The sequence below is a fragment of the Methylocapsa sp. S129 genome (genome assembly GCF_009765995.1).
In the GTDB taxonomy this organism is placed as follows: domain Bacteria; phylum Pseudomonadota; class Alphaproteobacteria; order Rhizobiales; family Beijerinckiaceae; genus Roseiarcus.
Genome location: NZ_LMUI01000011.1, coordinates 151,475 through 174,529 on the forward strand (window position 1 = coordinate 151,475; position 23,055 = coordinate 174,529).

Here is a 23,055-nt window from a genome sequence, read left to right on the forward strand (position 1 = left end):
AGCCTTGCAGGGAGTTAGACTCGCTCGTTCGCCGCGAGCCAGCTCAAGGCGAAATAGACAGCGATCAGCGCGCCATCCAGAATGACGCCGAGAGCTCCGGTCATCGAGGCGCCGGCCCCTAATGTCGCCGACATGATCTCGGTCGCCGCGCAAATCAGCCAAAGCACGCCGCCCCAGGGCGCGGCGAGCCATAGGCCAACCGCCGCCATAAGATTGGCGACGGCGAAAAAACCGACCATCGCCTGCATGACGACGGGAAGCCCGAGAAAATCGGCCACCGCGTGATTGATCCCCAGCACGATCGTCCAGGCGAACAAGCCTTTGGCGATCCAGACCACAGCCATCGTGCGCATGAACCAGACGAGCATCAGGGTCCAGCGCAGCGTGGCGGGGCCGTCGGTTGTGGTGGCGCCGACCATGCGCATGGCGGGAATAGGCGCGCGCTCGATGACGCGAATCTCGCTCGGCGCGACTTGTTTAGGCTGCTTTGTCATCGGCGGATCGTCTCGAACGCCAGCTCGGTCTCGCCAAGCGGAGCGAAATAGGCCGCCACGGCGTCGGTCGAGACGTCTTCGGCCGCGCCAGGACGCCATTGCGGCTGATTGTCCTTGTCGACGATCACCGCGCGCACGCCTTCATAAAAATCATGGCCGCGACAGATTCGCGAGACGATTCGAAACTCCAGGATCATCGCCTCATCGAAGGATAGCGAGCCGCCAGTCTGCATTTGTCGCAGCGCAATGGCCTGGCTCGTCGGGGATTTGGCCAGCATGGCCTCCTGCGCCGCCTTGGCGAAAGCGGAGCCGCCGCGCGCCGCTTCGCCCAGCGCCGCGATAATCTGCGCAGGCGTCGAATGTCCGAAGCAAGTCTCGATCAGCGCGTTCTGCGCCGTCAGCATGGAGGACGGCGCGGGCGAAGCGAATTGCGAAACGACGGAATCGATCGGCGCGCGATCCTCTAGAGCGACGCCCAGTTCGCTCATGCGCGCGCTGGGAACCAAAGCCTGGGCGAGCCCGAGCGCGACGGCGTCGCTGGCGCCCGCTCTGGCGCCCGTCAGCGCGAGATAGACGCCCGCGCGATGGGGAAGCCGCGGCAGAAGATAGGTCGCCCCGACGTCCGGGAAAAAGCCGATGCCGACTTCAGGCATGGCGAAGACGAAACTCTCGCCCGCGATGAGACGCGCGCCATGCGCCGAGACGCCGACGCCGCCGCCCATGACAATGCCGTCAACCAAAGCGACATAGGGCTTGGAATAATGCTTGATGCGGCGGTTGAGCTGATATTCCTCGCGCCAGAACGCCAATTGCGCGGAATCATCGCCCGCCCGTCCCTGTTCATAAAGCAGGCGAATGTCGCCGCCGGCGCAAAAGGCCCGTCCGCCGGCGCCCGTGACGACGACGCGGGTGACGCCCGCATCCCGCTCCCAGTCATCAAGGGCCGCGGCCATGGCGCGCACCATGCCAAGATTGAGCGCATTGAGGGCTTTGGGTCGGTTAAGGGTCAGGAAGCCCGCGCAGCCGCGTCTCTCAACCAGAACCTCGGGCTCGCTCATGGCTTCTCCTCAAGCAACAAGCAAGTCCTTCTCCCGCGAAGCGGGAGAAGGGTTAAGCATGCGCGGCCAGAATCTCGTCGATCGATGCTGAAACCTCGCCGATCGGCGCCATCCCGTCGACGCCATGCAGCACGCCGCTGGCGCGATAGTGGGGCGTTACGGCCGCAGTGTCTTTTTGATAAGCGGCAAGCCGCGTCTTGAAGACTTCGGGATCGTCGTCTTTACGCACGGGATGGCCGGCGGCCCTCGCCTCCTCCGCACGACGCAAGATCCGATCAATCAGCTTGCTCGAATCGACCTGCAATTCGATCGCCGCGTCAAGCTTCATCCCCTTGCGCGCGAGCATGGCGTCGAGCGCCTCTGCCTGGGCGATGGTGCGGGGAAAGCCATCGAGTATGAAGCCATTGCTGGCGTCCGGCTCGTCGATGCGATCGGCGACGATGCTCACGACGATATCGTCCGACACAAGCGAGCCCGCTTCCATCACCGCCTGAGCGCGCCGGCCGATGGGGGTGCCGGCCTTGACCGCCGCCCGGAGCATATCGCCTGTTGAGAGTTGAGGGATACCGAATTTCTCCACGAGCCGCATTGCCTGGGTGCCCTTACCGGCGCCCGGCGGCCCGAGCAGTATCAACCTCATCTCTTCCTCCCCCTTAGCTTCGCCTTACGGATCAAGCCTTCGTATTGATGGGCCTGTAGGTGTCCGTGGATTTGGGCCACCGTGTCCATGGTGACATTGACGACGATCAGCAGCGACGTGCCGCCAAAATAGAATGGCAGCGCCGCATAGGAAATCAGCATTTCCGGCAACAGGCAAATGACCGCGAGATAGAGCGCGCCAAGAACCGTAATGCGCGTCAGGATCTGGTCGATATATTGCGCGGTCCGCTCGCCGGGCCGCACGCCCGGGACGAAGCCGCCATGTTTCTTGAGATTGTCGGCCGTGTCGGTCGGGTTGAACACAGTGGCGGTATAGAAGAACGCGAAGAAGACGATCAGCCCGACGTAAAGCAGGTAGTAGAGCGGGCTGCCGCGGCCGAGCAGCGTCGAAATGGTCGCCAGCACGCCCGAGCCGGAGCTTCCTTGCGCGAAATTGGCGACGGTGGTCGGCAACAATAGAAGCGAGGACGCGAAAATCGGCGGGATGACGCCCGCCGTATTGAGCTTGAGCGGCAGGAACGAGCTCTGCCCCTCGTACATCTTGTTGCCGACCTGACGCTTGGGATAGGTGATCGGCACGCGCCTCTGCGCGCGCTCCATGAAAACGATGAAGGTGATCACCGCGATCGCCATCACCAGAACGCCGATCACCAGCGCCGTGGAGAGCGAGCCCTGGCGGCCGAGTTCGAACGTCTGGACGATCGCTTCGGGCAAGCGCGCCACAATGCCGGCGAAAATGATCAGCGAAGAGCCGTTGCCGACGCCGCGCGAGGTGATTTGTTCGCCCAGCCACACCAGGAACATCGTGCCGCCCGTCAGCGTCACGACCGTCGACAAAGTGAAGAACAGCCCGGGTTCGGCGACAATGCCCTCGCGTCCCTGCAGGCCGACCGAAATGCCATAGGCCTGGAAGACAGCCAGCACCACACAAAGATAACGCGTGTATTGATTGAGAATCTTGCGCCCGGCCTCGCCATCTTTCTTGATGGCTTCGAGACTGGGAATGACGGAGCTGAGCAACTGGATGATGATCGAGGCCGAAATATACGGCATGATGTTCAGCGCGAAAATCGCCATGCGCTGGACGGCGCCGCCCGAGAACATATTGAAGAGATCGAGCACGCCCTGCTTCTGGCCGAGGAACGACGCCTCGAAAGCGGCGGGATCGATGCCCGGCAGAGGGATATAGGTTCCCAGGCGGAAGATGACCAAAGCGCCAAGCGTGAACCAGATGCGCTTCTTGAGTTCTTCGGCCTTGCCGAAGGCGGACCAATTGATGTTGGCTGCGAGCTGTTCGGCTGCCGATGCCATTTAAAGCGCTCCGAGCGGCGCTATGCGCCGGGTTCAGTTCTGACTTGGCCGGCAGGCAGGGAGCTAACGCTCGCCATGCCTGTCGATCCCGTCATATGGTCGGCCCGCAGCGATTTGTCACCACCCGCGAGACGTCAGGCCTCGGGGGCCGCTTCCGCCGCCTTGAGCATGGTGACTTGGCCGCCCACTTTTTCAATCGCGGCGATCGCGCTCTTGGACGCGGCGAGCACTTCGAAAGATACTTTGGTCGTCAACTCGCCGTTGCCGAGGATTTTCACGCCGTCGCGCGAACGCGCGCAGACGCCCGCCGCGACCAGCGCCTCGATCGTCACGGCCTTGGCCGCGTCGAGCTTGCCGGCGTCGAGCGCCTGCTGAACGCGGCCAAGATTGACCTCGTTGATGTCGCTGGCCGACGGATTGGTGAAGCCGCGCTTGGGCAAGCGGCGATGCAGCGGCATCTGGCCGCCTTCAAAGCCTTTGATGCGCACGCCGGAACGAGCCGTCTGGCCCTTGCCGCCGCGGCCCGATTGCTTGCCTTTGCCCGAACCGATGCCGCGCCCGACGCGGGTGCGCGCCTGGGAGGAGCCGGGATTGTCGGTGATGTCGTTGAGTTTCATGGGTTGATCCTCACATGCCGTCAATGACGCGCACGAGATGCGCGACCTTGGCGATCATGCCGCGAGCGGCGGGCGTATCGAGGACGGCGCTGCGCCGGCCAATCTTGTTGAGGCCAAGCCCGACGAGGGTCTGGCGCTGGTCGAGCCGTCGCCCGATGGCGCTGACGGTCTGTTCGAGCGTGATCATTTTCGGTGCTGTCGACATGATGGGCTTCCCGATCATGAATCCGACGCGTCAGCTTCGACGCCAATGCGTCGAGACTGCAACGTGGATACTTTGATGTTGCGTCGCTGGGCGACGGAGCGGGGGCTGTCTTCCTGGCGAAGAGCGTCGAACGTCGCGCGAACCATGTTGTAGGGGTTCGACGAACCTTGGCTCTTGGCGACGACGTCATGCACGCCGAGCGTCTCGAAGACGGCGCGCATCGGGCCGCCAGCGATGATGCCCGTTCCGGCGGGAGCCGCGCGAAGAATGACTTTACCGGCGCCGTGGCGCCCGTTCACGTCATGATGCAGCGTGCGCCCTTCGCGCAGCGGCACGCGAACGACGCCGCGCTTGGCGGCCTCGGTCGCCTTGCGGATCGCTTCGGGCACTTCACGCGCCTTGCCATGGCCAAAGCCGACGCGGCCTTTCTGATCGCCGACAACGACGAGAGCGGCGAAACCGAAGCGGCGTCCGCCCTTCACGACCTTCGCTACGCGATTGATGTGAACGAGACGATCGACGAATTCGCTGTCCCGCTCCTCTCGATTGTGATCGCGGCCGCGGCCGCCTTCTTCACGCGCCATGTCAATTCCATTCCGTCACTTGCGCGGAGCGCCCAATAGCGCCCGCTCGCTTCGTTGAATTCCGACTTTAGAAGTCGAGGCCACCCTCGCGGGCGCCTTCGGCGAGCGCCTTGACGCGCCCGTGATACATATAGCCGCCGCGATCGAACACGACTTGCTTGACTCCGGCCTTGATCGCACGCTCGGCAAGCTCCTTGCCGATCTTGCGCGCCGCCTCGACGTCAGCGCCGGTCTTCAGGCCTTCGCGCAGCGTCTTCTCCAGCGAGGACGCAGCGACGAGCGTCACGCCCTTCTGGTCGTCGATCACCTGCGCGTAGATCTGCTTGGACGAGCGGAACACGCTGAGGCGCGGACGCCCGTTGCTGCGGGCGATCACGGTGCGGCGAATGCGCGCCTTGCGCCGGTCGCCGGTCTTGTTCGATTTAGCCATTGCAGCGCCCTTACTTCTTCTTGCCTTCCTTACGGAAGATGAATTCGCCAGCGTATTTCACGCCTTTGCCCTTGTAGGGCTCAGGTCCGCGAAACGCGCGGATTTCAGCAGCGACCTGGCCGACCTGCCGCTTGTCGATCCCCGTAATGGTGATTTCCGTCGGCTTGGGCGTCACGATCGTCACGCCGACCGGGATCGGATAGATCACGTCATGGCTGAAGCCAAGCGCCATCTGCAGGTTTTTTCCCGCGATCGCAGCCCTATAGCCCACGCCGTTGATCTCAAGCTTCTTCTCGAAGCCCGTCGTCACGCCGACGACGAGATTCTGAATATTCGAGCGAGAGGTTCCCCACATCGCCCGGGCGCGTTTGCTGTCGCCGCGCGGATCGATGCTGATGAGATTGCCCTCGATCTTGACGGTGACGTCATCGGGCGCCGTAAATTTCAATTCGCCCTTAGCGCCTTTGACGGCGACGGTATGGCCATCCAACTTGGCGGTGACGCCAGCGGGGACCAAGACGGGCTTTTTGCCAACACGAGACATAGCTCTTTTTCCATTTCTAGCGGTCAGAAGACCTTGCAGAGGACTTCGCCGCCGACATGATTTTCGCGCGCCGCGTGATCCGCCATCACGCCTTTGGGAGTCGAGATGATCGTCACGCCAAGGCCGTTGGCGACGCGCGGCATCGCATCGACAGCCGCATAGACGCGACGGCCAGGCTTCGACACCCGCTCGATCTTGCGAATCACCGGTTCGTTATCGAAATATTTCAGCTCGATCTCGAACTCGGTGCGGCCATTGCCGTAATCGGTCGTCGAATAGCCACGGATATAACCTTCCGATTCCAACACGTCGAGCACATGCGCGCGCAGGGAGGAGCCGGGCGTCGACACTTTACCGCGTTTGCGCATCTGCGCATTGCGGATGCGGGTCAACATATCGCCCAAGGGATCGTTCACAGCCATGATCGTCTCCCCTTACCAGCTCGACTTGACGAGGCCTGGGATCAGGCCTTTGTTGCCAAGTTCGCGCAACGCGATACGCGACATTTTGAATTTGCGGTAATAGGCGCGCGGACGCCCCGTCACCTCGCAGCGATTGCGCACCCGGCCGGCCGCCGAATTGCGCGGCGTCACACTGAGTTTCAGGCGCGCTTCGAAGCGCTCTTCCATCGAATTCTTTTCGTTGTTGGCGATGTCGAGCAAGCGCTTGCGCCGGGCGGAGAATTTCTTCACCAGCCGCGCCTTGCGATTGTTATTCTCTATTGCACTCTTTTTTGCCATTAAGGCCTCCATTTTCCGCGTTTGAGCGGTTCAGCTCACTGCCGGAACGGGAAGTTGAAGGCGGCCAGCAAAGCCTGCGCCTCCGCGTCGGTCTTGGCCGTCGTGCAAACCACGATGTCCATGCCCAGCATCGCTTCCGCCTTGTCGTAATCGATTTCGGGGAAGATGATGTGCTCCTTGACGCCTAGAGCATAATTGCCGCGTCCATCGAAGGACTTCGGGTCTAAGCCACGGAAGTCGCGCACGCGTGGCAGAGCCACCGTGACGAGACGATCGAGGAATTCGTACATGCGCGTCTGGCGAAGCGTGACCTTCGCGCCGATCGGCATATTTTCGCGCACCTTGAAGGTCGAGATGGCCTTGCGCGCACGCGTCACGATCGGCTTCTGGCCGGCGATCAGCGCGAGGTCGGCCGCCGCGGAGGCGACTTTCTTGGTGTCGTTCACCGCTTCGCCCACGCCCATATTGAGCACGATCTTGTCGAGGCGCGGCACTTCCATCGCGTTCTTGTAGCCAAACTCCTTGACGAGCTTGGGCACGATATCGTCGCGATACTTCTTCTTGAGGCGCGCGATATAATCCTTCGGCACAGCCGCGACCGGTCCGGCCGGCGCCTTCTCGGCAGCCGACTGCTTGGCTTTCGCCTTCGCCTGCTTGGCGCTTTCGACCGGGGCTTCCGCCTTCGGCGTCTTGGCGGCCTTGTCGGATTTGCCCGACTTGGCGCCCTTGTCTGATTTCGGATCAGCCATCGATCAGGTCTCCGGAAAGCTTGGCGACGCGAACCTTGCGGCCGTCATCGAGAATTTTGAACCCGACGCGGGTCGGTTTGCCGCTCTTGGGATCGGCGATCGCCAGATTCGACAGGTCGATCGACGCTTCCTTAGAAATAATGCCGCCCTCGGTCTGCGCCGTCTGGCGCGTATGGCGCTTGACGAGATTGACGCCCTGGACGATAGCGCGACGCGCGGTCGGATTGACCAGCGTCACTTCGCCGGACTTACCCTTGTCGCGGCCGGCCAGCACGACGACTCTGTCGCCCTTTTTGATTTTAGCGGCCATCACAGCACCTCTGGCGCAAGCGAAATGATCTTGACATGGTTCTTGGCGCGCAACTCGCGCGGCACCGGCCCGAAGATACGCGTGCCGACCGGCTCGGACTGGGCGTTGATCAACACCGCCGCATTCGAGTCGAAGCGGATCACCGACCCGTCCGAGCGCCGGATGTCCTTGGCGGTGCGCACGACGACCGCCTTCATGACGTCGCCCTTCTTCACGCGGCCGCGCGGAATGGCCTCCTTGATCGAGACGACGATGATATCGCCGACCGAAGCATACCTGCGCTTGGAGCCTCCAAGCACCTTGATGCACATCACGCGACGCGCGCCGGAATTATCCGCGACGTCGAGGTTGGTTTGCATCTGAATCATGGCCTATTCGCCTTTCTTTCCAGATCGGTTTCCAGCCTCTTTTTCAAGCGCCGGACTACGTCTGAAGGAAGCCTTCGCCTCCTTGTTAAATCAATATCGACTGTCAGCTTTTGGCAGCGAGAGCGCCGTCCACGACAATCCATCGCTTCAGTTTCGAAATCGGCTTGGTCTCCTCAATGGAAACGGTGTCGCCGACCTTATGCGTCTTGTTTTCGACATGGGCATGGTAGTTCTTCGAGCGACGCACCGTCTTTTTAAGGAGCGGATGGGTAAAGCGGCGCTCGACCTTGACGACCAAAGTCTTGTCTTGCTTGTCGCTGACGACGACGCCCTGGAGAATTCGCTTCGGCATGGTTCTCGTCCTCAGCTCTTGTTCTTGGTCGCGCGCTTCTGGGCGGCGAGCGTTTTTGACCGCGCAATATCGCGCCGCACGACGCGCACGCGCGACGTATTCTGCAACTGACCGCTGGCGCGTTGAAAACGCAGATTGAACTGCTCTTTCTTCAAGGCCAAAATCTCATCGGACAATTGATCCTCGGTCATAACTTTGAGGTCGCCGAGGCGGTTTTTCGTTTTCATGGCTCGGGCCCCTATTCTGCAATGCGCTGAATGAAGCGCGTCTTGATCGGCAATTTCGCGGCGGCGAGCGTAAACGCCTGACGCGCAATATCGGCCGGCACGCCGTCGATCTCGAACATGATACGGCCCGGCGCAACGCGCACGACCCAAAGTTCGGGCGCGCCCTTGCCTTTACCCATACGCACTTCGACCGGCTTCTTCGACACCGGAACATCGGGGAACACCCGGATCCAGACGCGACCGGCGCGCTTCATGTGACGCGTCAGCGCGCGGCGAGCCGCCTCGATCTGACGGGCGGTCACGCGCTCGGGCTCCAACGCCTTCAGGCCGAACTGGCCGAAGTTCAGTTCGAACCCGCCCTTGGCCACGCCGCGAATGCGGCCCTTAAAGGCCTTGCGGAACTTGGTTTTCTTTGGCTGCATCATGATCGTAAACTTTCAAAAGATCAGGCGGCGTCGCGGTCGCGCGGCTCGCGGTCGCGCCGCGGACGGTTGCCGCTGCCCGAATGATCAGCCTCGGCGAGTTTCTTGTCCTGGGCCATCGGATCATGCTCAAGGATTTCGCCCTTGAAGATCCAGACCTTGATGCCGCAAGTGCCATAAGCCGTATGGGCCGTCGCAACGCCGTAGTCCACGTCGGCGCGCAAGGTGTGCAGCGGCACGCGACCTTCGCGATACCATTCGAGACGCGCGATTTCCGCGCCGCCCAATCGCCCGGAGCAATTAATGCGAATGCCTTCGGCGCCAAGACGCATCGCCGATTGCACGGCGCGCTTCATCGCGCGGCGGAACGCGACGCGGCGCTCGAGCTGCTGAGCGATCGAATCGGCGACCAGGGTTGCGTCGACTTCGGGCTTGCGCACTTCGACGATATTGATCGCCACTTCCGAATCCGTCAGCTTGGCGACGAGTTTGCGGAGCTTGTCGATGTCCGCGCCCTTCTTGCCGATGACGACGCCCGGACGCGCCGAATGAATATTGACGCGGCACTTCTTGTGCGGCCGTTCGATGATGATTTTCGAAATAGCGGCCTGCTTCAAATTCTTCATCAGCACTTCGCGGATTTTCATATCCTCGTGCAGAAGCTTGCCGTACTCGTTCTTGCCCGAATACCAACGGGAATCCCACGTCCGGTTAATGCCCAGACGCAGCCCGATCGGATTGATCTTCTGACCCATGGCTGTCTCCTCAGGCCGCTGCGTCGGCGGGCTTGGCCGCGACTTCGCGCACGATAATCGTCAAATTCGAGAAAGGCTTTTCGATGCGTCCCGCCCGGCCGCGCGCACGCGGGCTGAAGCGCTTCATCACCATCGCCTTGCCGACGAACGCCTCGCCGACAACCAGATCGTCGACGTCGAGATCGTGATTGTTTTCAGCATTGGCGATCGCCGATTCCAGCGCCTTGCGCACTTCCGTGGAAATGCGCTTGCGCGAGAATTCGAGATCGGCCAGCGCCGTCGAAACCTTCTTGCCGCGAATAAGCTGGGCCAGAAGATTGAGCTTCTGCGGGCTGACGCGCAACATGCGCACGACCGCTTTGGCTTCGGTGTCGCTCAGGGCGCGAGGGTGTGCTTGTTTGGACATGACGATTAAGCTCTCTTCGCCTTCTTGTCCGCGGTATGGCCGTGGAACGTGCGGGTCGGCGAGAATTCGCCAAACTTATGGCCGATCATGTCCTCGGTGACCGCGACGGGCACGTGCTTGTGCCCGTTGTGAACGCCAAAGGTGAGACCAACGAATTGCGGCAGGATCGTCGAACGACGGCTCCAGATCTTGATGACGTCCGAGCGGCCTGTGCCGCGCGCCGTATCGGCCTTCTTGAGAAGATAGCCGTCGATAAACGGACCCTTCCAGATTGAACGCGCCATGGCTTAGCCCTTCTTCTTGCGGACGTGCCGCGAGGCGACAATGAATTTATCGGTCGATTTGTTGCTGCGGGTCTTGTTGCCCTTCGCGCCCTTACCCCACGGACTCACCGGATGGCGACCGCCCGAGGTGCGGCCTTCGCCGCCGCCATGGGGATGGTCGACCGGGTTCATCGTCACGCCGCGGTTATGGGGACGTTGACCCATCCAGCGATTGCGCCCGGCCTTGCCCATCGACGAATTCATGTGGTCGGGGTTCGACACCGCGCCGACGGTGGCGAAGCATTGGCCATGGACCAGACGCTGCTCGCCCGAACTCAGGCGCAGCGAAACATAACCCTGGTCGCGGCCGACGATCTGGACATAAGCGCCCGCCGATCTTGCGATCGCGCCGCCCTTGCCGATCTTCATCTCGACATTGTGGACGATCGTCCCGACCGGAATATTGGCCAGCGGCATCGCATTGCCGGGCTTCACGTCTACCTGGACGCCCGAGACGACTTGATCGCCCACCGCCAAACGCTGCGGCGCGATGATATAGGCCTGCTCGCCATCGGCGTATTTGATGAGGGCGATGAAGGACGTGCGGTTGGGATCATATTCCAGCCGTTCGACAGTGCCCGGCGCGTCAAGCTTGCGGCGCTTGAAATCGATGACGCGATAGGTCTGCTTGTGGCCGCCGCCACGGAAACGCACGGTGATGCGACCCGTATTGTTGCGGCCGCCCTTCTCCGATTTGCCTTCCGTCAACGCCTTGACCGGCTTGCCCTTATAGAGCCCGCTGCGGTCGACGATCACCAATTGGCGAAGGCCGGGCGTGATCGGCTTGAATGTCTTGAGAGCCATTGTCCTACCTCAGAGCCCGGTGGTCACGTCGATGCGATGGCCGTCAGCGAGCGTCACGACCGCCTTCTTCACGTCCTGCTGCACGCCGCGAACGCCGCGAAATACTTTGTTCTTGCCTTTGCGCAGCAGCGTATTGACTGCCGTCACCTTCACGTCGAACAGCTTCTCCACCGCCGCCTTGATCTGCGGCTTGGTGGCGTTGCGGCGCACCTTGAAAACCACCTGATTATTTTCAGAGGCGAGCGTCGCCTTTTCCGTAATAATCGGCGAGACGATAATGTCGTAGTGGCGCGGATCCTTGTTCATTTGAACCGCGCCTCCAGCGCATCGATAGCCGCCTTGGTCAGCACGAGCTTCTCGCGGCGAATAATGTCGTAAACATTGATGCCCTGCACGGGCAGCACATCGACATGCGGAATGTTGCGCGCCGCATTGGCGAAATTGGTCTGCAACACGGCGCCGTCGATGATCAGCACGCTTTTCAGCGACGCCTTGTCGAATTCCGCGCGCAGGGTCGCCGTCTTGGCCTCGGTCAGATCGGCCTTGTCCCAGACGATAATGCCGCCGTCGCGCAATTTGGCCGACAGCGCATGCTTGAGCGCGAGCGCGCGCACCTTCTTGGGCAGGTCATGCGCATGCGAGCGCAAGACCGGACCCATCGCCCGTCCGCCGCCGCGAAACTGCGGCACGCGCGCCGAGCCGTGACGGGCGCCGCCCGTGCCCTTCTGCTTGTACATCTTCTTGCCGGTGCGGTGAATGTCCGCGCGGCCAAGCGTCTTATGCGTGCCAGCCTGACGCTTGGCGAGCTGCCAGCGCAACATGCGGGCGATCAGGTCTTCGCGCGGATCGAGGCCGAAGATCGAATCGTTGAGTTCCAGAGAGCCAGCGGCGGCGCCGCTGATCGACGTGACGTCGATTTTCATGATTTCAGGCTCCCTTCGGCTCGGCCGCGGCGGCTTCGGCCGACGGCTGCGCGTGAACACGGAATTTGCCGGGCAGCGGCGCCTCTTTGGGCAACGGCTTCTTCACCGCATCGCGCACCGCGATCCAGCCGCCGGCGTGACCAGGCACCGAACCTTCAACAAGAATGAGCCCGCGCTCAACGTCGGTCTGCACCACGCGCAAATTCTGCGTCGTGACCTGGTCCGTGCCCATATGGCCGGCCATCTTCTTGTTCTTCCAGGTCTTGCCAGGATCCTGACGACCGCCGGTCGAACCATGCGAACGATGCGAAACGGACACGCCGTGCGTCGCGCGCAAGCCGCCGAAGTTCCAGCGCTTCATCGGGCCGGCGAAGCCCTTGCCGATGGTGACGCCCGTCACGTCGACGAACTGACCGACGAGGAAATGGTCCGCCGTGATTTCGGCGCCGACGGGAATCAACCGGTCCTCGCTGACGCGGAACTCGGCGAGCTTCATCTTCGGCTCGACATTGGCGACGGCGAAGCGCGCGCGCTCGGCCTTCGGCACGTTCTTGACCTTGGCGCGGCCGATGCCGAGCTGCAGGGCCGTATAGCCGTTTTTGTCCTGGGTGCGATGAGCCACGACCTGGCAGCCCTCAACCTTGAGGACCGTCACCGGCACGTGATCGCCCGCGTCGGTAAAGACGCGGGTCATACCCAGCTTCTGTGCAATAATGCCTGAGCGCATGGCGCATATTCCTTAAGGGTGCGTTCGCTTGTCGCGAAGAGGCGCCCGATGAGTTCCTTAAAGCTTGATCTCGACGTCGACGCCGGCCGCCAGATCGAGCTTCATCAAAGCGTCGACCGTCTGGGGCGTCGGGTCGACAATGTCGAGGACCCGCTTGTGAGTGCGAATTTCAAACTGTTCGCGCGACTTCTTGTCGACGTGCGGCGAACGGTTGACAGTAAACTTCTCGATCCGCGTCGGCAGCGGAATCGGCCCACGCACCCGCGCGCCCGTGCGCTTGGCGGTCGACACAATTTCCTTTGTCGAAGCGTCGAGCACGCGATGATCGAACGCTTTGAGACGGATGCGGATGTTTTGCGTATTCATGGTTCAAATCCCTGACCGGCGCGGACGGGGGCGGTCCCCCGCCCGGCTGTGATCGTCGTTTCTTACTCGGTGATCGAAACAACGACGCCGGAACCGACCGTGCGGCCGCCTTCACGGATGGCGAAGCGCAGCTTCTCCTCCATGGCGATCGGCACGATAAGCGCGACTTGAATGGTGACATTGTCGCCCGGCATCACCATTTCCGTGCCTTCCGGCAAGGTCACGATGCCCGTCACGTCCGTCGTGCGGAAATAGAATTGCGGGCGATAATTGGTGAAGAACGGCGTATGGCGACCGCCTTCGTCCTTGGTGAGGATGTAGGCTTCGGCGGTGAACTTGGTGTGCGGCTTGACGGAGCCGGGCTTGCAAAGAACCTGACCGCGCTCGACGTCTTCGCGCTTGGTGCCGCGCAGCAGGCAACCGACGTTGTCGCCAGCCTCGCCCTGATCGAGCAGCTTGCGGAACATTTCGACGCCCGTGACGATCGTCTTGACGGTGTCCTTGAGGCCGACGATCTCGACTTCCTCGCCGACCTTGACGATGCCGCGCTCGATACGGCCGGTGACGACCGTGCCGCGGCCCGAGATCGAAAACACGTCTTCGACCGGCATCAGGAAGGGCTGATCCTTGGGACGCTCGGGCTGCGGAATATAAGAGTCGACGGCGTCCATCAACTTGAGAATGGCGTCATGGCCGATCTCTGGCTGCTTGTTCTCAAGCGCCATCAAAGCCGACCCCTTGACGATCGGAATGTCGTCGCCAGGGAAATCATATTTCGACAGAAGCTCGCGAACTTCGAGCTCGACGAGCTCAAGAAGCTCCGCGTCGTCCACCATGTCGACCTTGTTCATGAAGACGACGAGGGCGGGAACGCCGACCTGACGGGCAAGCAGGATATGCTCGCGGGTCTGCGGCATCGGACCGTCGGCGGCCGACACGACCAGGATCGCGCCGTCCATCTGCGCGGCGCCCGTGATCATGTTCTTCACATAATCGGCGTGGCCGGGGCAGTCGACGTGAGCGTAATGGCGGGCCTTTGTCGTATATTCGACATGCGCCGTCGAGATCGTAATGCCGCGCGCCTTCTCTTCCGGCGCCTTGTCGATCTGGTCATAGGCCGTATAGGTCGCCCCGCCCGTCTCGGCCAGAACCTTGGTGATCGCGGCCGTCAGCGACGTCTTGCCGTGATCGACGTGACCGATCGTGCCGATGTTGCAATGCGGCTTGTCCCGCGAAAACTTTTCCTTGGCCATGGCCGGACTCCTTGCTTCTTCCTGATTGACTATAGGCTTCTAACGAAACGCTTTGGCTCGCGCCTCACGTATATTTTTCCTGGATTTCCTTGGCGACGTTGCCCGGAACCTGTTCATAGTGGTCGAACTGCATCGTAAAATTGGCGCGCCCCTGGGTGCCTGAGCGCAAGTTATTGACGTAGCCGAACATGTTGGCGAGCGGCACCATCGCATTGATGACGGCGGCATTCGCCCGCATGTCCTGCCCCAACACCTGGCCGCGGCGGGACAGAAGATCGCCCATCACGTAGCCGGTATGCTCCTCGGGGGTCACGACCTCGACCTTCATGATCGGCTCGAGCAGAACCGCTCCACCTTTTTGCAAGGCTTCGCGGAACGCCGCGCGAGAAGCGATTTCGAAGGCGAGCGCCGACGAGTCGACATCGTGATAAGCGCCGTCGATCAGCGTCGCCTTGACATCCACGACAGGGAAGCCCGCCAGAATGCCCGAGCCCATCACGCTGTTGATGCCCTTTTCGACGCCGGGGACATATTCCTTGGGCACCGCGCCGCCGACGACCTTCGATTCGAACGACGAACCGACGCCCGGCTCAGACGGTTCGAACACGATCGTCACCTTGGCGAATTGGCCGGTGCCGCCCGTTTGCTTCTTGTGCGTGTAGTTGATCTCGACCTTCTTCGTCAGCTTCTCGCGATAGGCGACCTGCGGCGCGCCAATATTGGCGTCGACCTTGTAGGTGCGGCGCAAAATATCGACCTTGATGTCGAGATGCAGTTCGCCCATGCCCTTCAAGATCGTCTGGCCCGATTCCTGATCGGTCGAGACGCGGAACGAAGGATCTTCGGCGGCGAGCTTGGCCAAAGCGACGCCGAGCTTCTCCTGGTCGGCTTTCGATTTCGGTTCGATCGCGATTTCGATGACCGGCTCGGGAAACTCCATCTTCTCAAGGATGACGGGCTTCTGCAGGTCGCACAAAGTGTCGCCGGTGCGCGTATCTTTCAGGCCAGCCAGCGCGACAATGTCGCCGGAATAGGCTTCCTTGATGTCCTCGCGGTTGTTGGCGTGCATCAGCAACATGCGCCCAACGCGTTCTTTCTTGTCCTTGGTCGAATTGAGAACCGTCGTGCCGGATTCGATCTTGCCGGAATAGACGCGGCAGAAGGTGATCGTGCCGACGAACGGATCGTCCATGATCTTGAAGCCGAGCATCGAGAAAGGCTCGGTGTCTTTGGGCAGGCGAAGGATTTCTTCGCCGGTGTTCATGTCGATGCCCTTGATCGCCTCGCGATCGATCGGCGAAGGCAGATAGGCGACGACCGCGTCGAGCAAAGGCTGCACGCCCTTGTTCTTGAACGCCGACCCGCACAGCACGGGAACGAAAGTGATGTAGCGAACCGCTTTGCGGATGAGGCGCTGCAACGTCTCGAAATCGGGCTCTTTGCCGTCGAGATAGGCGCCCATGACATCGTCGTCGAGTTCGACCGCCGCTTCGATCAGCGTGTGGCGATACTCCTCGGCCTGGGCGAGCAGTTCGGCCGGGATTTCCTCGTCGTGATATTTTGCGCCAAGCCCCTCGTCTTCCCAGACGACAGCCTTCATGCGCAGAAGGTCGATAATGCCTTTAAAATTGTTTTCCGAACCAATCGGCAATTGAATGCAAACCGGTCGGCCGCCGACCTTGGTTTTGATTTCATCGACGCATCGGAAAAAATCGGCGCCGGTCTTGTCCATCTTGTTGACGAATACGATGCGCGGCACGTGATATTTGTCGGCTTGTCGCCAGACGGTTTCCGTCTGCGGCTCGACGCCCTGGTTGCCGTCGAGGACGCATACGGCGCCGTCGAGCACGCGAAGAGAGCGCTCGACTTCGATCGTAAAGTCGACGTGGCCAGGCGTATCGATGATGTTGAGGCGCTTGTCTTGCCAGAAGGTGGTCGTCGCGGCCGACGTAATGGTGATGCCGCGCTCCTGCTCCTGCTCCATCCAGTCCATGGTCGCAGCGCCGTCGTGCACTTCGCCGATCTTATGCGACTTGCCGGAATAATAGAGGATACGCTCCGTCGTCGTCGTCTTGCCCGCATCAATGTGGGCCATGATGCCGAAGTTACGATAGTCCTCAATTGCGTGGCTGCGCGCCATAATCTTTATCCCAAATCCCGTTCAGCGACCGCTTTACCAGCGGTAATGGGCGAAGGCGCGGTTGGCTTCCGCCATCCGATGCGTGTCTTCGCGTTTCTTGACGGCTGCGCCGCGATTGTTGGAGGCGTCCAGCAATTCGGCCGACAACCGGTCGACCATGGTCTTGTCGTTGCGATCGCGCGCCGCCGAAATGATCCAGCGAATCGCCAGGGCCTGACGGCGATCGGTGCGCACTTCGACCGGCACCTGATAGGTGGCGCCGCCGACGCGGCGCGAACGCACTTCGACCGCAGGAGCGACATTCTCAAGCGCCTGCTTGAAAACAGTCAGCGGATCGGTCCTGACCTTGCTTTCGATCCCCTCGAAAGCGCCATAGACGATCGCTTCCGCGATCGACTTCTTGCCTTCGTACATGATCGTATTCATGAACTTCGCAACGACGAGATCGCCGAACTTGGCGTCCGGGATGATCTCGCGTTTCTCAGCGCTGTGACGGCGCGACATGGCCTGCTCCTGATTCTCTTAAAGCGGTTACTTCGGCCGCTTGGCGCCGTATTTCGAGCGGCGTTGCTTGCGATCCTTGACGCCCTGCGTGTCGAGCACGCCGCGCAGAATGTGGTAACGCACGCCAGGCAAATCCTTGACGCGGCCGCCGCGAATCATCACCACCGAATGCTCTTGCAGATTATGCCCCTCGCCGGGGATGTAGCCGATGACTTCAAAGCCGTTGGTGAGGCGGACCTTCGCCACTTTGCGCAAGGCCGAGTTCGGCTTCTTCGGCGTCGTCGTATAGACGCGCGTGCACACGCCGCGCTTTTGCGGGCTCGCCTCAAGATGGCGGGCCTTTTCGCGGTATGTCTTCGGTTGCCGCGGTTTGCGGATCAACTGGCTGATCGTCGGCATATCTCGCCCTTTGTCGCGTCAGAACACATCGCCCCGCCCTTCGGCGGCGCTCTCAAAATCCCGTCTCGCCTTGCGCGGGGGTAACATTGCGCGCAAAACAAACCGCGCCGCTAAGCCCGGAGGCTTAAGGCGCGACCATTGCAGAGGATCACGGCGAACCGCGATCTTGCCCCATGCCCAATCCGGCTCGCGCCCGATTAGTATGACCGTCTCGTCGATGAAATCGTCAGCGTTTAGAGTCTGTGGGTTCCGGACGAGTCGCCCCGAACAACGAAGTCTCTACTGCCTGTCGAAAGTCCGCGGACCATATTCGCGACGCCCGAATGCGTCAACCCCTTTTATCCGACAAAAAGGGAGGAAAAATGCAAAAAACAGACAGCGCCGCGCGTTGGTTTTAGCGCCAATCAATTCAGACCGGCCAGACGCCCTTTATCCCGCCAGGGAGCAGCGTAGCCCTGCTCTTCGATGATGACCACGGCCCTGAGGAGCTGGAATGGATCATGCGCCTCGGCGGCGACCGGCAGGACCTTGACGGCCACGGCGCCCCGCAGTTCGGAGGCGAAGGAAATGTCCGTGGCGGCGCGCGCCGGCGCGCCGTTGATTAGAGCTGATTCGATCGCGGCGCTGAGCGCCTCATCCAGGTCGCGGTCCGCAGCCCTCAGCCGCCCGTCATCGACCCAAAGCTGCGGGCCCAACAGGCGTCGGGCGCGATCATTGATATGAAGCGCGAATCCGGCCTCGTCGATGAAGGCCGCCGCGACGCCAAGCAGCTCAAAAGCGTCCGCCATGCCGCGGGCGCGAGCGCCGGCCAGGAGCGGCGGCAGGGAAGCGCTGGTCGACGACATCGGGGCTGCATGGGCCGTCTCGCTGTCGGCGGCGGCTTGAAATTGCGACTTCATGACTCGGCCCCTTAATTGCTCCGCCCGCAGGCTATTCGTCGTTAACAATTGTTTACGGGATGCAACAGAACGTGACTTCCGGGCCAAAAAAAGACGAGGGCGAGGCGACGGCGAGGCTTCTCGCCCGCCGGAAAATGGCCGCCGCAACGCAAAAGAGCCGCCCGAAGGCGGCTCTTTGCTGAATCCGCCGAAGCGGTTCATTGGACCATTTTCACTCCGCCGGGGTCTTTTCGGCAGCCCGCGCAACTTCGCTGGGGACGGCGGCTGGCGGCAATTGCGGCGCGCTGGAAGCTTCCGCCTTTTGGGCGAGAATCAGCGTGTCGCGCATGGTGGCGACGCTGCGCAGCTTCGTCATCGCAGCGCCGGTGCCGGCCGGAATGAGGCGTCCGACAATGACGTTCTCCTTCAGGCCTTCCAGCGTATCGACCTTGCCGTTGACGGCCGCTTCGGTAAGGACGCGGGTCGTCTCCTGGAAGGACGCGGCCGAGATGAACGAGCGCGTCTGCAGGCTGGCCTTGGTGATGCCGAGCAGAACGGGGGTTCCGGTCGCCAGCTTCTTGCCTTCGGCCTTCATGATCTCGTTGGCCGATTCAAGTTCGGTCTCGTCGATCTGCTCGCCCGACAGGAAGTCGGTGTCGCCGGGATCGACGATATCGACCTTCTGCAGCATCTGACGGACAATCACTTCGATGTGCTTGTCGTTGATGCTGACGCCCTGCAACCGGTAGACTTCCTGGATTTCGTTGACCAGATAGGCGGCGAGTTCCTCGACGCCCTTGATCGCCAGAATGTCGTGCGGCGCCGGATTGCCGTCGACGATATAATCCCCCTTCTCCACGACGTCGCCGTCCTGGAGATGGATGTGCTTGCTCTTGGGGATCAGATACTCGACCGGCTCCGCGCCTTCCTCGTAAGGAACGATCGAAACGCGCTGCTTGTTCTTGAAGTCGCGCCCGAACTGAATCGTCCCCGAGATTTCCGCGATGATCGCGTGATCCTTGGGACGACGCGCCTCGAACAGCTCCGCCACGCGCGGCAGACCGCCCGTGATGTCGCGCGTCTTGGCGCTATTGATCGAAATGCGGGTGATGACGTCGCCCGCATGGACCTTGGAGCCAGGTTCGAACGAGATGATCGACTCGACCGGCAGCATGTAGCGGGCGTCGCCGCCGCGCGCCACCTTGGCGATCTTGCCGTCCTTGCCCTTGATGACCAGCGCGGGACGCAGACTGGCCGAGCGCGGCGACATGCGCCAGTCGATAACGAGGCGCTTGGCGATGCCGGTCGCTTCATCGATCTGCTCGGACATCGAAGCGCCCTCGACAAGATCCTCGAAGCCGATCGTGCCATCCACTTCCGTCATGATGGGACGGGTATAGGGATCCCATTCGGCGATGCGCTGGCCGCGTTTGACCTTGTCGCCGTCGTCGACTTTCAGACGGGCGCCATATTGCACGCGATGAACCACGCGCTCCGTGCCGTCGCGATCGAGGATCACCACCGCCACGTTGCGCGCCATCACCATCATGTCGCCTTCCGAATTGCGCGCGACAGCCCGGTTGCGGATCTTCACCTCGCCGTCGAAACTCGACTCGATGAAGGACTGATCCGCGAGCTGCGCCGCGCCGCCGATATGGAAGGTGCGCATCGTCAACTGCGTGCCCGGCTCGCCGATCGACTGGGCGGCGATGACGCCCACCGCCTCGCCCATATTGACCGGAGTGCCGCGCGCCAGATCGCGCCCGTAGCAGGAACCGCAAACGCCGTTCTCGGCCTCGCAGGTCAACACCGAGCGGATTTTGACCTCCTGGACGCCAGCAGCGTTGATCGCGGGGATATCCTCCTCGACGATCATCCGGCCGGCCGGCACGATCACCTTGCCATCGGCGTCCTTGATGTCCTCGGCCGCGGTGCGGCCAAGGATGCGGATCGCCAGCGTCGCCACGACCGTGCCGGCGTCGACAATCGCCCGCATGCCGATGCCGCGCGTCGAGCCGCAATCGGGAATGGTGATGATCGAATCCTGCGCGACGTCAACAAGACGGCGCGTCAGATAACCGGAATTGGCCGTCTTCAACGCGGTGTCCGCGAGGCCCTTACGGGCGCCATGAGTCGAGTTGAAATATTCGAGAACCGACAAGCCCTCTTTGAAGTTCGAAATGATCGGGCTCTCGATGATCTCGCCCGACGGCTTGGCCATCAGACCGCGCATGGCGGCGAGCTGGCGCATCTGGGTTGGCGACCCACGCGCGCCCGAATGCGACATCATATAGATCGAGTTGATCGGCAGATCGCGCCCGCTCTTGTCTTTGCGAACGGCGGAAATGCCCGCCATCATTTCTTCGGCGAGCTTGTCCGAGCATTTGGCCCAGGCGTCGACGACCTTGTTGTATTTCTCGCCCTGGGTGATGAGGCCGTCGTTATATTGCTGCTCGTATTCCTTGGCCAAAGCCGAGGTCTCGGCGATGAACCGCGGCTTCGAATCCGGGACCACCATGTCGTCCTTGCCGAACGAAATGCCCGCCTTGAACGCCTCGCGGAAACCGAGCGCCATGATGCGATCGCAGAAGATGACCGTCTCCTTCTGCCCGCAATTGCGGTAGACGATGTCGATCATGTTCGAGATTTCCTTCTTCGTCATCAGCTTATTGACGACATCGAAGGGAATCTTGGTGTGCTCGGGCACGAGCTGTCCAAGAATCAGACGGCCCGGCGTGGTGTCGAAGATTTTGGCGACACGCTTGCCGTCGGCGTCGAACGACCAGGCGCGCCCCTTGATTTTGGCGTGCAGCGTCACCGCCTTGGCGGCTAAAGCGTGCTCGATCTCGCCAATGTCGGAGAACATCATGCCCTGCCCCGGCTCGCCGTCGCGCATCAGCGAAACGTAATAGAGCCCGAGCACGATGTCCTGGCTCGGCACGATGATCGGCATGCCGTTGGCGGGATGCAGAATGTTGTTGGTCGACATCATCAGGACGCGCGCTTCCAACTGCGCTTCAAGCGACAGCGGGACGTGCACGGCCATCTGGTCGCCGTCGAAGTCGGCGTTAAAAGCCGAACAGACGAGCGGATGCAACTGGATCGCCTTGCCCTCGATCAGCACCGGCTCGAAAGCCTGAATGCCGAGGCGGTGAAGGGTCGGCGCGCGATTGAGCATGATCGGGTGTTCGCGGATCACCTCGTCGAGGATGTCCCAAACCTCCGGCTTCTCCTTCTCGACCAGCTTCTTGGCCTGCTTGACCGTGGCGGACAGGCCTTTGGCGTCGAGGCGCGAGTAGATGAACGGCTTGAACAGCTCAAGCGCCATCTTCTTGGGCAGGCCGCATTGATGCAGCTTCAGCTCAGGTCCGACCACGATGACCGAACGGCCGGAATAATCGACGCGCTTGCCGAGCAGGTTCTGGCGGAAGCGACCCTGCTTGCCCTTGAGCATGTCGGCGAGCGATTTGAGCGGACGCTTGTTGGCGCCCGTGATGACGCGCCCGCGCCGGCCATTGTCGAACAAAGCGTCGACCGATTCCTGCAGCATGCGCTTTTCGTTGCGGATGATGATGTCGGGCGCGCGCAATTCCATCAGCCGCTTGAGGCGGTTGTTGCGGTTGATGACGCGGCGGTAGAGATCGTTGAGATCCGAGGTCGCAAAGCGGCCGCCATCGAGCGGCACCAGCGGACGCAGATCGGGCGGAATCACTGGCACTTCGGTCAGGATCATCCATTCCGGCTTGTTGCCCGAATGCATGAAGGCCTCAATGATCTTGAGGCGCTTGGCGAGCCGCTTGGGCTTAAGTTCGCTCTTGGAATGAGCGATCTCGACCTTCAGATCCTCGGCGATCTTGGCGAGATTCATGCCTTTGAGAATCTCGCGGATCGCCTCGGCGCCGATCATCGCGGTGAAATTGTCCTGGCCGTATTCGTCCTGCGCGCGCAGGTAATCGTCCTCCGAAAGGAGCTGGCGGTCCTTCAGAGGCGTCAGGCCGGGATCGAGCACGATATAGGATTCGAAATAGAGGATGCGCTCGAGATCCTTCAGCGTCATATCGAGCAGCAGGCCGATGCGCGAGGGCAGCGACTTCAGGAACCAGATATGAGCAACGGGCGCGGCCAATGAGATATGGCCCATACGCTCGCGCCGGACGCGCGACAGCGTGACCTCGACGCCGCATTTCTCGCAGATGACGCCCTTGTATTTCATGCGCTTGTATTTGCCGCACAGGCACTCGTAGTCCTTGATCGGCCCAAAGATGCGCGCGCAGAAAAGCCCGTCCCGCTCCGGCTTGAACGTGCGATAATTGATCGTCTCGGGCTTCTTGATCTCGCCGAACGACCAGGAGAGAATCTTCTCCGGACTGGCGATGGCGATCTGAATCTGATCGAAGGCCTGCGGCTGAACCGCGGGAGCAAAGGGATTGGTCACTTCTTGATTCATTGTTTCATCTCCTGCGCCGCCATGCGCTCCGACCGCGCCATGGCTCGCGTTGATGGAAA

31 protein-coding genes are annotated in these 23,055 nt (G+C 61.5%); all 31 read right to left on the bottom strand.

The window, feature by feature from the left end:
- Positions 1 to 14: 14 nt before the first annotated feature.
- Positions 15 to 494 (bottom strand): DUF6163 family protein, encoded by a 480-nt coding sequence (locus GSQ90_RS03160; RefSeq protein ID WP_158813221.1) that lies wholly within the window; start codon positions 492 to 494, stop codon positions 15 to 17.
- On the bottom strand, positions 491 to 1,552 hold the full coding sequence (locus GSQ90_RS03165) for an enoyl-CoA hydratase/isomerase family protein (RefSeq protein ID WP_158813223.1): 1,062 nt from the start codon (positions 1,550 to 1,552) through the stop codon (positions 491 to 493). The genes GSQ90_RS03160 and GSQ90_RS03165 overlap by 4 nt, the downstream gene beginning before the upstream one ends.
- 52 nt (positions 1,553 to 1,604) lie before the next feature.
- The gene (locus GSQ90_RS03170; RefSeq protein ID WP_158813225.1) at positions 1,605 to 2,192 is read right to left on the bottom strand and encodes an adenylate kinase; all 588 of its coding nucleotides are present in this window, start codon (positions 2,190 to 2,192) and stop codon (positions 1,605 to 1,607) included.
- Positions 2,189 to 3,523, bottom strand: coding sequence for a preprotein translocase subunit SecY (gene secY, locus GSQ90_RS03175; RefSeq protein WP_158813227.1), 1,335 nt, complete (start codon positions 3,521 to 3,523; stop codon positions 2,189 to 2,191). The genes GSQ90_RS03170 and secY overlap by 4 nt, the downstream gene beginning before the upstream one ends.
- A 134-nt stretch (positions 3,524 to 3,657) precedes the next feature.
- On the bottom strand, positions 3,658 to 4,140 hold the full coding sequence (rplO, locus tag GSQ90_RS03180) for a 50S ribosomal protein L15 (RefSeq protein ID WP_158813229.1): 483 nt from the start codon (positions 4,138 to 4,140) through the stop codon (positions 3,658 to 3,660).
- 10 nt (positions 4,141 to 4,150) lie between these two features.
- Complete coding sequence (rpmD, locus tag GSQ90_RS03185; protein ID WP_158813232.1) at positions 4,151 to 4,345, bottom strand: 50S ribosomal protein L30; 195 nt, start codon at positions 4,343 to 4,345, stop codon at positions 4,151 to 4,153.
- 14 nt (positions 4,346 to 4,359) lie between these two features.
- Positions 4,360 to 4,929, bottom strand: a complete 570-nt coding sequence (gene rpsE, locus GSQ90_RS03190; protein WP_158813234.1) for a 30S ribosomal protein S5 — start codon at positions 4,927 to 4,929, stop codon at positions 4,360 to 4,362.
- A 67-nt stretch (positions 4,930 to 4,996) separates the two neighbouring features.
- The gene (rplR, locus tag GSQ90_RS03195; protein ID WP_158813236.1) at positions 4,997 to 5,359 is read right to left on the bottom strand and encodes a 50S ribosomal protein L18; all 363 of its coding nucleotides are present in this window, start codon (positions 5,357 to 5,359) and stop codon (positions 4,997 to 4,999) included.
- 10 nt (positions 5,360 to 5,369) lie between these two features.
- Entirely contained in the window at positions 5,370 to 5,903 is a 534-nt protein-coding gene (gene rplF, locus GSQ90_RS03200) for a 50S ribosomal protein L6 (protein ID WP_158813238.1), read from the bottom strand.
- 23 nt (positions 5,904 to 5,926) lie between these two features.
- A complete protein-coding gene (rpsH, locus tag GSQ90_RS03205; protein WP_158813240.1) occupies positions 5,927 to 6,325 on the bottom strand; it encodes a 30S ribosomal protein S8 in 399 nt (132 codons plus the stop codon).
- Positions 6,326 to 6,337: 12 nt separating this feature from the next.
- Entirely contained in the window at positions 6,338 to 6,643 is a 306-nt protein-coding gene (rpsN, locus tag GSQ90_RS03210; protein ID WP_158813242.1) for a 30S ribosomal protein S14, read from the bottom strand.
- 35 nt (positions 6,644 to 6,678) lie between these two features.
- Positions 6,679 to 7,392: a 50S ribosomal protein L5 gene (gene rplE, locus GSQ90_RS03215; protein WP_246731391.1), complete on the bottom strand. Its 714-nt coding sequence runs from the start codon at positions 7,390 to 7,392 to the stop codon at positions 6,679 to 6,681.
- Positions 7,385 to 7,702: a 50S ribosomal protein L24 gene (rplX, locus tag GSQ90_RS03220; protein WP_158813244.1), complete on the bottom strand. Its 318-nt coding sequence runs from the start codon at positions 7,700 to 7,702 to the stop codon at positions 7,385 to 7,387. The genes rplE and rplX overlap by 8 nt, the downstream gene beginning before the upstream one ends.
- Positions 7,702 to 8,070 (bottom strand): 50S ribosomal protein L14, encoded by a 369-nt coding sequence (rplN, locus tag GSQ90_RS03225; RefSeq protein ID WP_158813246.1) that lies wholly within the window; start codon positions 8,068 to 8,070, stop codon positions 7,702 to 7,704. Before rplN ends, rplX begins: the two co-directional genes overlap by 1 nt.
- A 103-nt stretch (positions 8,071 to 8,173) precedes the next feature.
- Positions 8,174 to 8,422, bottom strand: a complete 249-nt coding sequence (rpsQ, locus tag GSQ90_RS03230; RefSeq protein WP_158813248.1) for a 30S ribosomal protein S17 — start codon at positions 8,420 to 8,422, stop codon at positions 8,174 to 8,176.
- A gap of 11 nt (positions 8,423 to 8,433) precedes the next feature.
- A complete protein-coding gene (rpmC, locus tag GSQ90_RS03235) occupies positions 8,434 to 8,649 on the bottom strand; it encodes a 50S ribosomal protein L29 (RefSeq protein ID WP_158813250.1) in 216 nt (71 codons plus the stop codon).
- Positions 8,650 to 8,660: 11 nt separating this feature from the next.
- A complete protein-coding gene (rplP, locus tag GSQ90_RS03240; RefSeq protein WP_158813252.1) occupies positions 8,661 to 9,074 on the bottom strand; it encodes a 50S ribosomal protein L16 in 414 nt (137 codons plus the stop codon).
- 20 nt (positions 9,075 to 9,094) lie between these two features.
- Positions 9,095 to 9,826 carry a 30S ribosomal protein S3 gene (gene rpsC / locus GSQ90_RS03245; RefSeq protein ID WP_158813254.1) on the bottom strand — a complete coding sequence of 244 codons (732 nt, stop codon included), beginning with the start codon at positions 9,824 to 9,826 and terminating at the stop codon, positions 9,095 to 9,097.
- Between the two features lie 10 nt (positions 9,827 to 9,836).
- Positions 9,837 to 10,232: a 50S ribosomal protein L22 gene (rplV, locus tag GSQ90_RS03250; protein WP_158813256.1), complete on the bottom strand. Its 396-nt coding sequence runs from the start codon at positions 10,230 to 10,232 to the stop codon at positions 9,837 to 9,839.
- A 5-nt stretch (positions 10,233 to 10,237) separates the two neighbouring features.
- Positions 10,238 to 10,516 carry a 30S ribosomal protein S19 gene (gene rpsS / locus GSQ90_RS03255; protein ID WP_158813258.1) on the bottom strand — a complete coding sequence of 93 codons (279 nt, stop codon included), beginning with the start codon at positions 10,514 to 10,516 and terminating at the stop codon, positions 10,238 to 10,240.
- A 3-nt stretch (positions 10,517 to 10,519) separates the two neighbouring features.
- Positions 10,520 to 11,359 (bottom strand): 50S ribosomal protein L2, encoded by an 840-nt coding sequence (gene rplB / locus GSQ90_RS03260; protein WP_158813260.1) that lies wholly within the window; start codon positions 11,357 to 11,359, stop codon positions 10,520 to 10,522.
- A 9-nt stretch (positions 11,360 to 11,368) separates the two neighbouring features.
- Positions 11,369 to 11,665 (bottom strand): 50S ribosomal protein L23, encoded by a 297-nt coding sequence (locus GSQ90_RS03265; RefSeq protein WP_158813262.1) that lies wholly within the window; start codon positions 11,663 to 11,665, stop codon positions 11,369 to 11,371.
- Positions 11,662 to 12,282 carry a 50S ribosomal protein L4 gene (gene rplD, locus GSQ90_RS03270; RefSeq protein WP_158813264.1) on the bottom strand — a complete coding sequence of 207 codons (621 nt, stop codon included), beginning with the start codon at positions 12,280 to 12,282 and terminating at the stop codon, positions 11,662 to 11,664. Before rplD ends, GSQ90_RS03265 begins: the two co-directional genes overlap by 4 nt.
- 4 nt (positions 12,283 to 12,286) lie before the next feature.
- Positions 12,287 to 13,009, bottom strand: a complete 723-nt coding sequence (gene rplC / locus GSQ90_RS03275; protein ID WP_158813266.1) for a 50S ribosomal protein L3 — start codon at positions 13,007 to 13,009, stop codon at positions 12,287 to 12,289.
- A 57-nt stretch (positions 13,010 to 13,066) separates the two neighbouring features.
- Positions 13,067 to 13,375, bottom strand: coding sequence for a 30S ribosomal protein S10 (gene rpsJ, locus GSQ90_RS03280; protein ID WP_158813269.1), 309 nt, complete (start codon positions 13,373 to 13,375; stop codon positions 13,067 to 13,069).
- Positions 13,376 to 13,437: 62 nt separating this feature from the next.
- Positions 13,438 to 14,628 (bottom strand): elongation factor Tu, encoded by a 1,191-nt coding sequence (tuf, locus tag GSQ90_RS03285; protein ID WP_158813271.1) that lies wholly within the window; start codon positions 14,626 to 14,628, stop codon positions 13,438 to 13,440.
- Between the two features lie 64 nt (positions 14,629 to 14,692).
- Complete coding sequence (gene fusA, locus GSQ90_RS03290) at positions 14,693 to 16,768, bottom strand: elongation factor G (RefSeq protein ID WP_158813272.1); 2,076 nt, start codon at positions 16,766 to 16,768, stop codon at positions 14,693 to 14,695.
- Positions 16,769 to 16,801: 33 nt separating this feature from the next.
- Positions 16,802 to 17,272, bottom strand: coding sequence for a 30S ribosomal protein S7 (gene rpsG, locus GSQ90_RS03295; RefSeq protein WP_158813274.1), 471 nt, complete (start codon positions 17,270 to 17,272; stop codon positions 16,802 to 16,804).
- Between the two features lie 27 nt (positions 17,273 to 17,299).
- Positions 17,300 to 17,671: a 30S ribosomal protein S12 gene (gene rpsL / locus GSQ90_RS03300; RefSeq protein WP_113889154.1), complete on the bottom strand. Its 372-nt coding sequence runs from the start codon at positions 17,669 to 17,671 to the stop codon at positions 17,300 to 17,302.
- 404 nt (positions 17,672 to 18,075) lie between these two features.
- Positions 18,076 to 18,570 (bottom strand): hypothetical protein, encoded by a 495-nt coding sequence (locus GSQ90_RS03305; RefSeq protein ID WP_158813276.1) that lies wholly within the window; start codon positions 18,568 to 18,570, stop codon positions 18,076 to 18,078.
- Positions 18,571 to 18,781: 211 nt separating this feature from the next.
- Complete coding sequence (gene rpoC, locus GSQ90_RS03310) at positions 18,782 to 22,996, bottom strand: DNA-directed RNA polymerase subunit beta' (protein ID WP_158813278.1); 4,215 nt, start codon at positions 22,994 to 22,996, stop codon at positions 18,782 to 18,784.
- Positions 22,997 to 23,055: the final 59 nt, after the last annotated feature.

Excerpts from the sequence above, each read along its gene's own strand:
- GSQ90_RS03160 (WP_158813221.1), bottom strand. The coding sequence starts at position 494 with ATGACAAAGCAGCCTAAACAAGTCGCGCCGAGCGAGATTCGCGTCATC.
- GSQ90_RS03165 (WP_158813223.1), bottom strand. The coding sequence starts at position 1,552 with ATGAGCGAGCCCGAGGTTCTGGTTGAGAGACGCGGCTGCGCGGGCTTC.
- GSQ90_RS03170 (WP_158813225.1), bottom strand. The coding sequence starts at position 2,192 with ATGAGGTTGATACTGCTCGGGCCGCCGGGCGCCGGTAAGGGCACCCAG.
- secY (WP_158813227.1), bottom strand. The coding sequence starts at position 3,523 with ATGGCATCGGCAGCCGAACAGCTCGCAGCCAACATCAATTGGTCCGCC.
- rplO (WP_158813229.1), bottom strand. The coding sequence starts at position 4,140 with ATGAAACTCAACGACATCACCGACAATCCCGGCTCCTCCCAGGCGCGC.
- rpmD (WP_158813232.1), bottom strand. The coding sequence starts at position 4,345 with ATGTCGACAGCACCGAAAATGATCACGCTCGAACAGACCGTCAGCGCC.
- rpsE (WP_158813234.1), bottom strand. The coding sequence starts at position 4,929 with ATGGCGCGTGAAGAAGGCGGCCGCGGCCGCGATCACAATCGAGAGGAG.
- rplR (WP_158813236.1), bottom strand. The coding sequence starts at position 5,359 with ATGGCTAAATCGAACAAGACCGGCGACCGGCGCAAGGCGCGCATTCGC.
- rplF (WP_158813238.1), bottom strand. The coding sequence starts at position 5,903 with ATGTCTCGTGTTGGCAAAAAGCCCGTCTTGGTCCCCGCTGGCGTCACC.
- rpsH (WP_158813240.1), bottom strand. The coding sequence starts at position 6,325 with ATGGCTGTGAACGATCCCTTGGGCGATATGTTGACCCGCATCCGCAAT.
- rpsN (WP_158813242.1), bottom strand. The coding sequence starts at position 6,643 with ATGGCAAAAAAGAGTGCAATAGAGAATAACAATCGCAAGGCGCGGCTG.
- rplE (WP_246731391.1), bottom strand. The coding sequence starts at position 7,392 with ATGGCTGATCCGAAATCAGACAAGGGCGCCAAGTCGGGCAAATCCGAC.
- rplX (WP_158813244.1), bottom strand. The coding sequence starts at position 7,702 with ATGGCCGCTAAAATCAAAAAGGGCGACAGAGTCGTCGTGCTGGCCGGC.
- rplN (WP_158813246.1), bottom strand. The coding sequence starts at position 8,070 with ATGATTCAGATGCAAACCAACCTCGACGTCGCGGATAATTCCGGCGCG.
- rpsQ (WP_158813248.1), bottom strand. The coding sequence starts at position 8,422 with ATGCCGAAGCGAATTCTCCAGGGCGTCGTCGTCAGCGACAAGCAAGAC.
- rpmC (WP_158813250.1), bottom strand. The coding sequence starts at position 8,649 with ATGAAAACGAAAAACCGCCTCGGCGACCTCAAAGTTATGACCGAGGAT.
- rplP (WP_158813252.1), bottom strand. The coding sequence starts at position 9,074 with ATGATGCAGCCAAAGAAAACCAAGTTCCGCAAGGCCTTTAAGGGCCGC.
- rpsC (WP_158813254.1), bottom strand. The coding sequence starts at position 9,826 with ATGGGTCAGAAGATCAATCCGATCGGGCTGCGTCTGGGCATTAACCGG.
- rplV (WP_158813256.1), bottom strand. The coding sequence starts at position 10,232 with ATGTCCAAACAAGCACACCCTCGCGCCCTGAGCGACACCGAAGCCAAA.
- rpsS (WP_158813258.1), bottom strand. The coding sequence starts at position 10,516 with ATGGCGCGTTCAATCTGGAAGGGTCCGTTTATCGACGGCTATCTTCTC.
- rplB (WP_158813260.1), bottom strand. The coding sequence starts at position 11,359 with ATGGCTCTCAAGACATTCAAGCCGATCACGCCCGGCCTTCGCCAATTG.
- GSQ90_RS03265 (WP_158813262.1), bottom strand. The coding sequence starts at position 11,665 with ATGAACAAGGATCCGCGCCACTACGACATTATCGTCTCGCCGATTATT.
- rplD (WP_158813264.1), bottom strand. The coding sequence starts at position 12,282 with ATGAAAATCGACGTCACGTCGATCAGCGGCGCCGCCGCTGGCTCTCTG.
- rplC (WP_158813266.1), bottom strand. The coding sequence starts at position 13,009 with ATGCGCTCAGGCATTATTGCACAGAAGCTGGGTATGACCCGCGTCTTT.
- rpsJ (WP_158813269.1), bottom strand. The coding sequence starts at position 13,375 with ATGAATACGCAAAACATCCGCATCCGTCTCAAAGCGTTCGATCATCGC.
- tuf (WP_158813271.1), bottom strand. The coding sequence starts at position 14,628 with ATGGCCAAGGAAAAGTTTTCGCGGGACAAGCCGCATTGCAACATCGGC.
- fusA (WP_158813272.1), bottom strand. The coding sequence starts at position 16,768 with ATGGCGCGCAGCCACGCAATTGAGGACTATCGTAACTTCGGCATCATG.
- rpsG (WP_158813274.1), bottom strand. The coding sequence starts at position 17,272 with ATGTCGCGCCGTCACAGCGCTGAGAAACGCGAGATCATCCCGGACGCC.
- rpsL (WP_113889154.1), bottom strand. The coding sequence starts at position 17,671 with ATGCCGACGATCAGCCAGTTGATCCGCAAACCGCGGCAACCGAAGACA.
- GSQ90_RS03305 (WP_158813276.1), bottom strand. The coding sequence starts at position 18,570 with ATGAAGTCGCAATTTCAAGCCGCCGCCGACAGCGAGACGGCCCATGCA.
- rpoC (WP_158813278.1), bottom strand. The coding sequence starts at position 22,996 with ATGAATCAAGAAGTGACCAATCCCTTTGCTCCCGCGGTTCAGCCGCAG.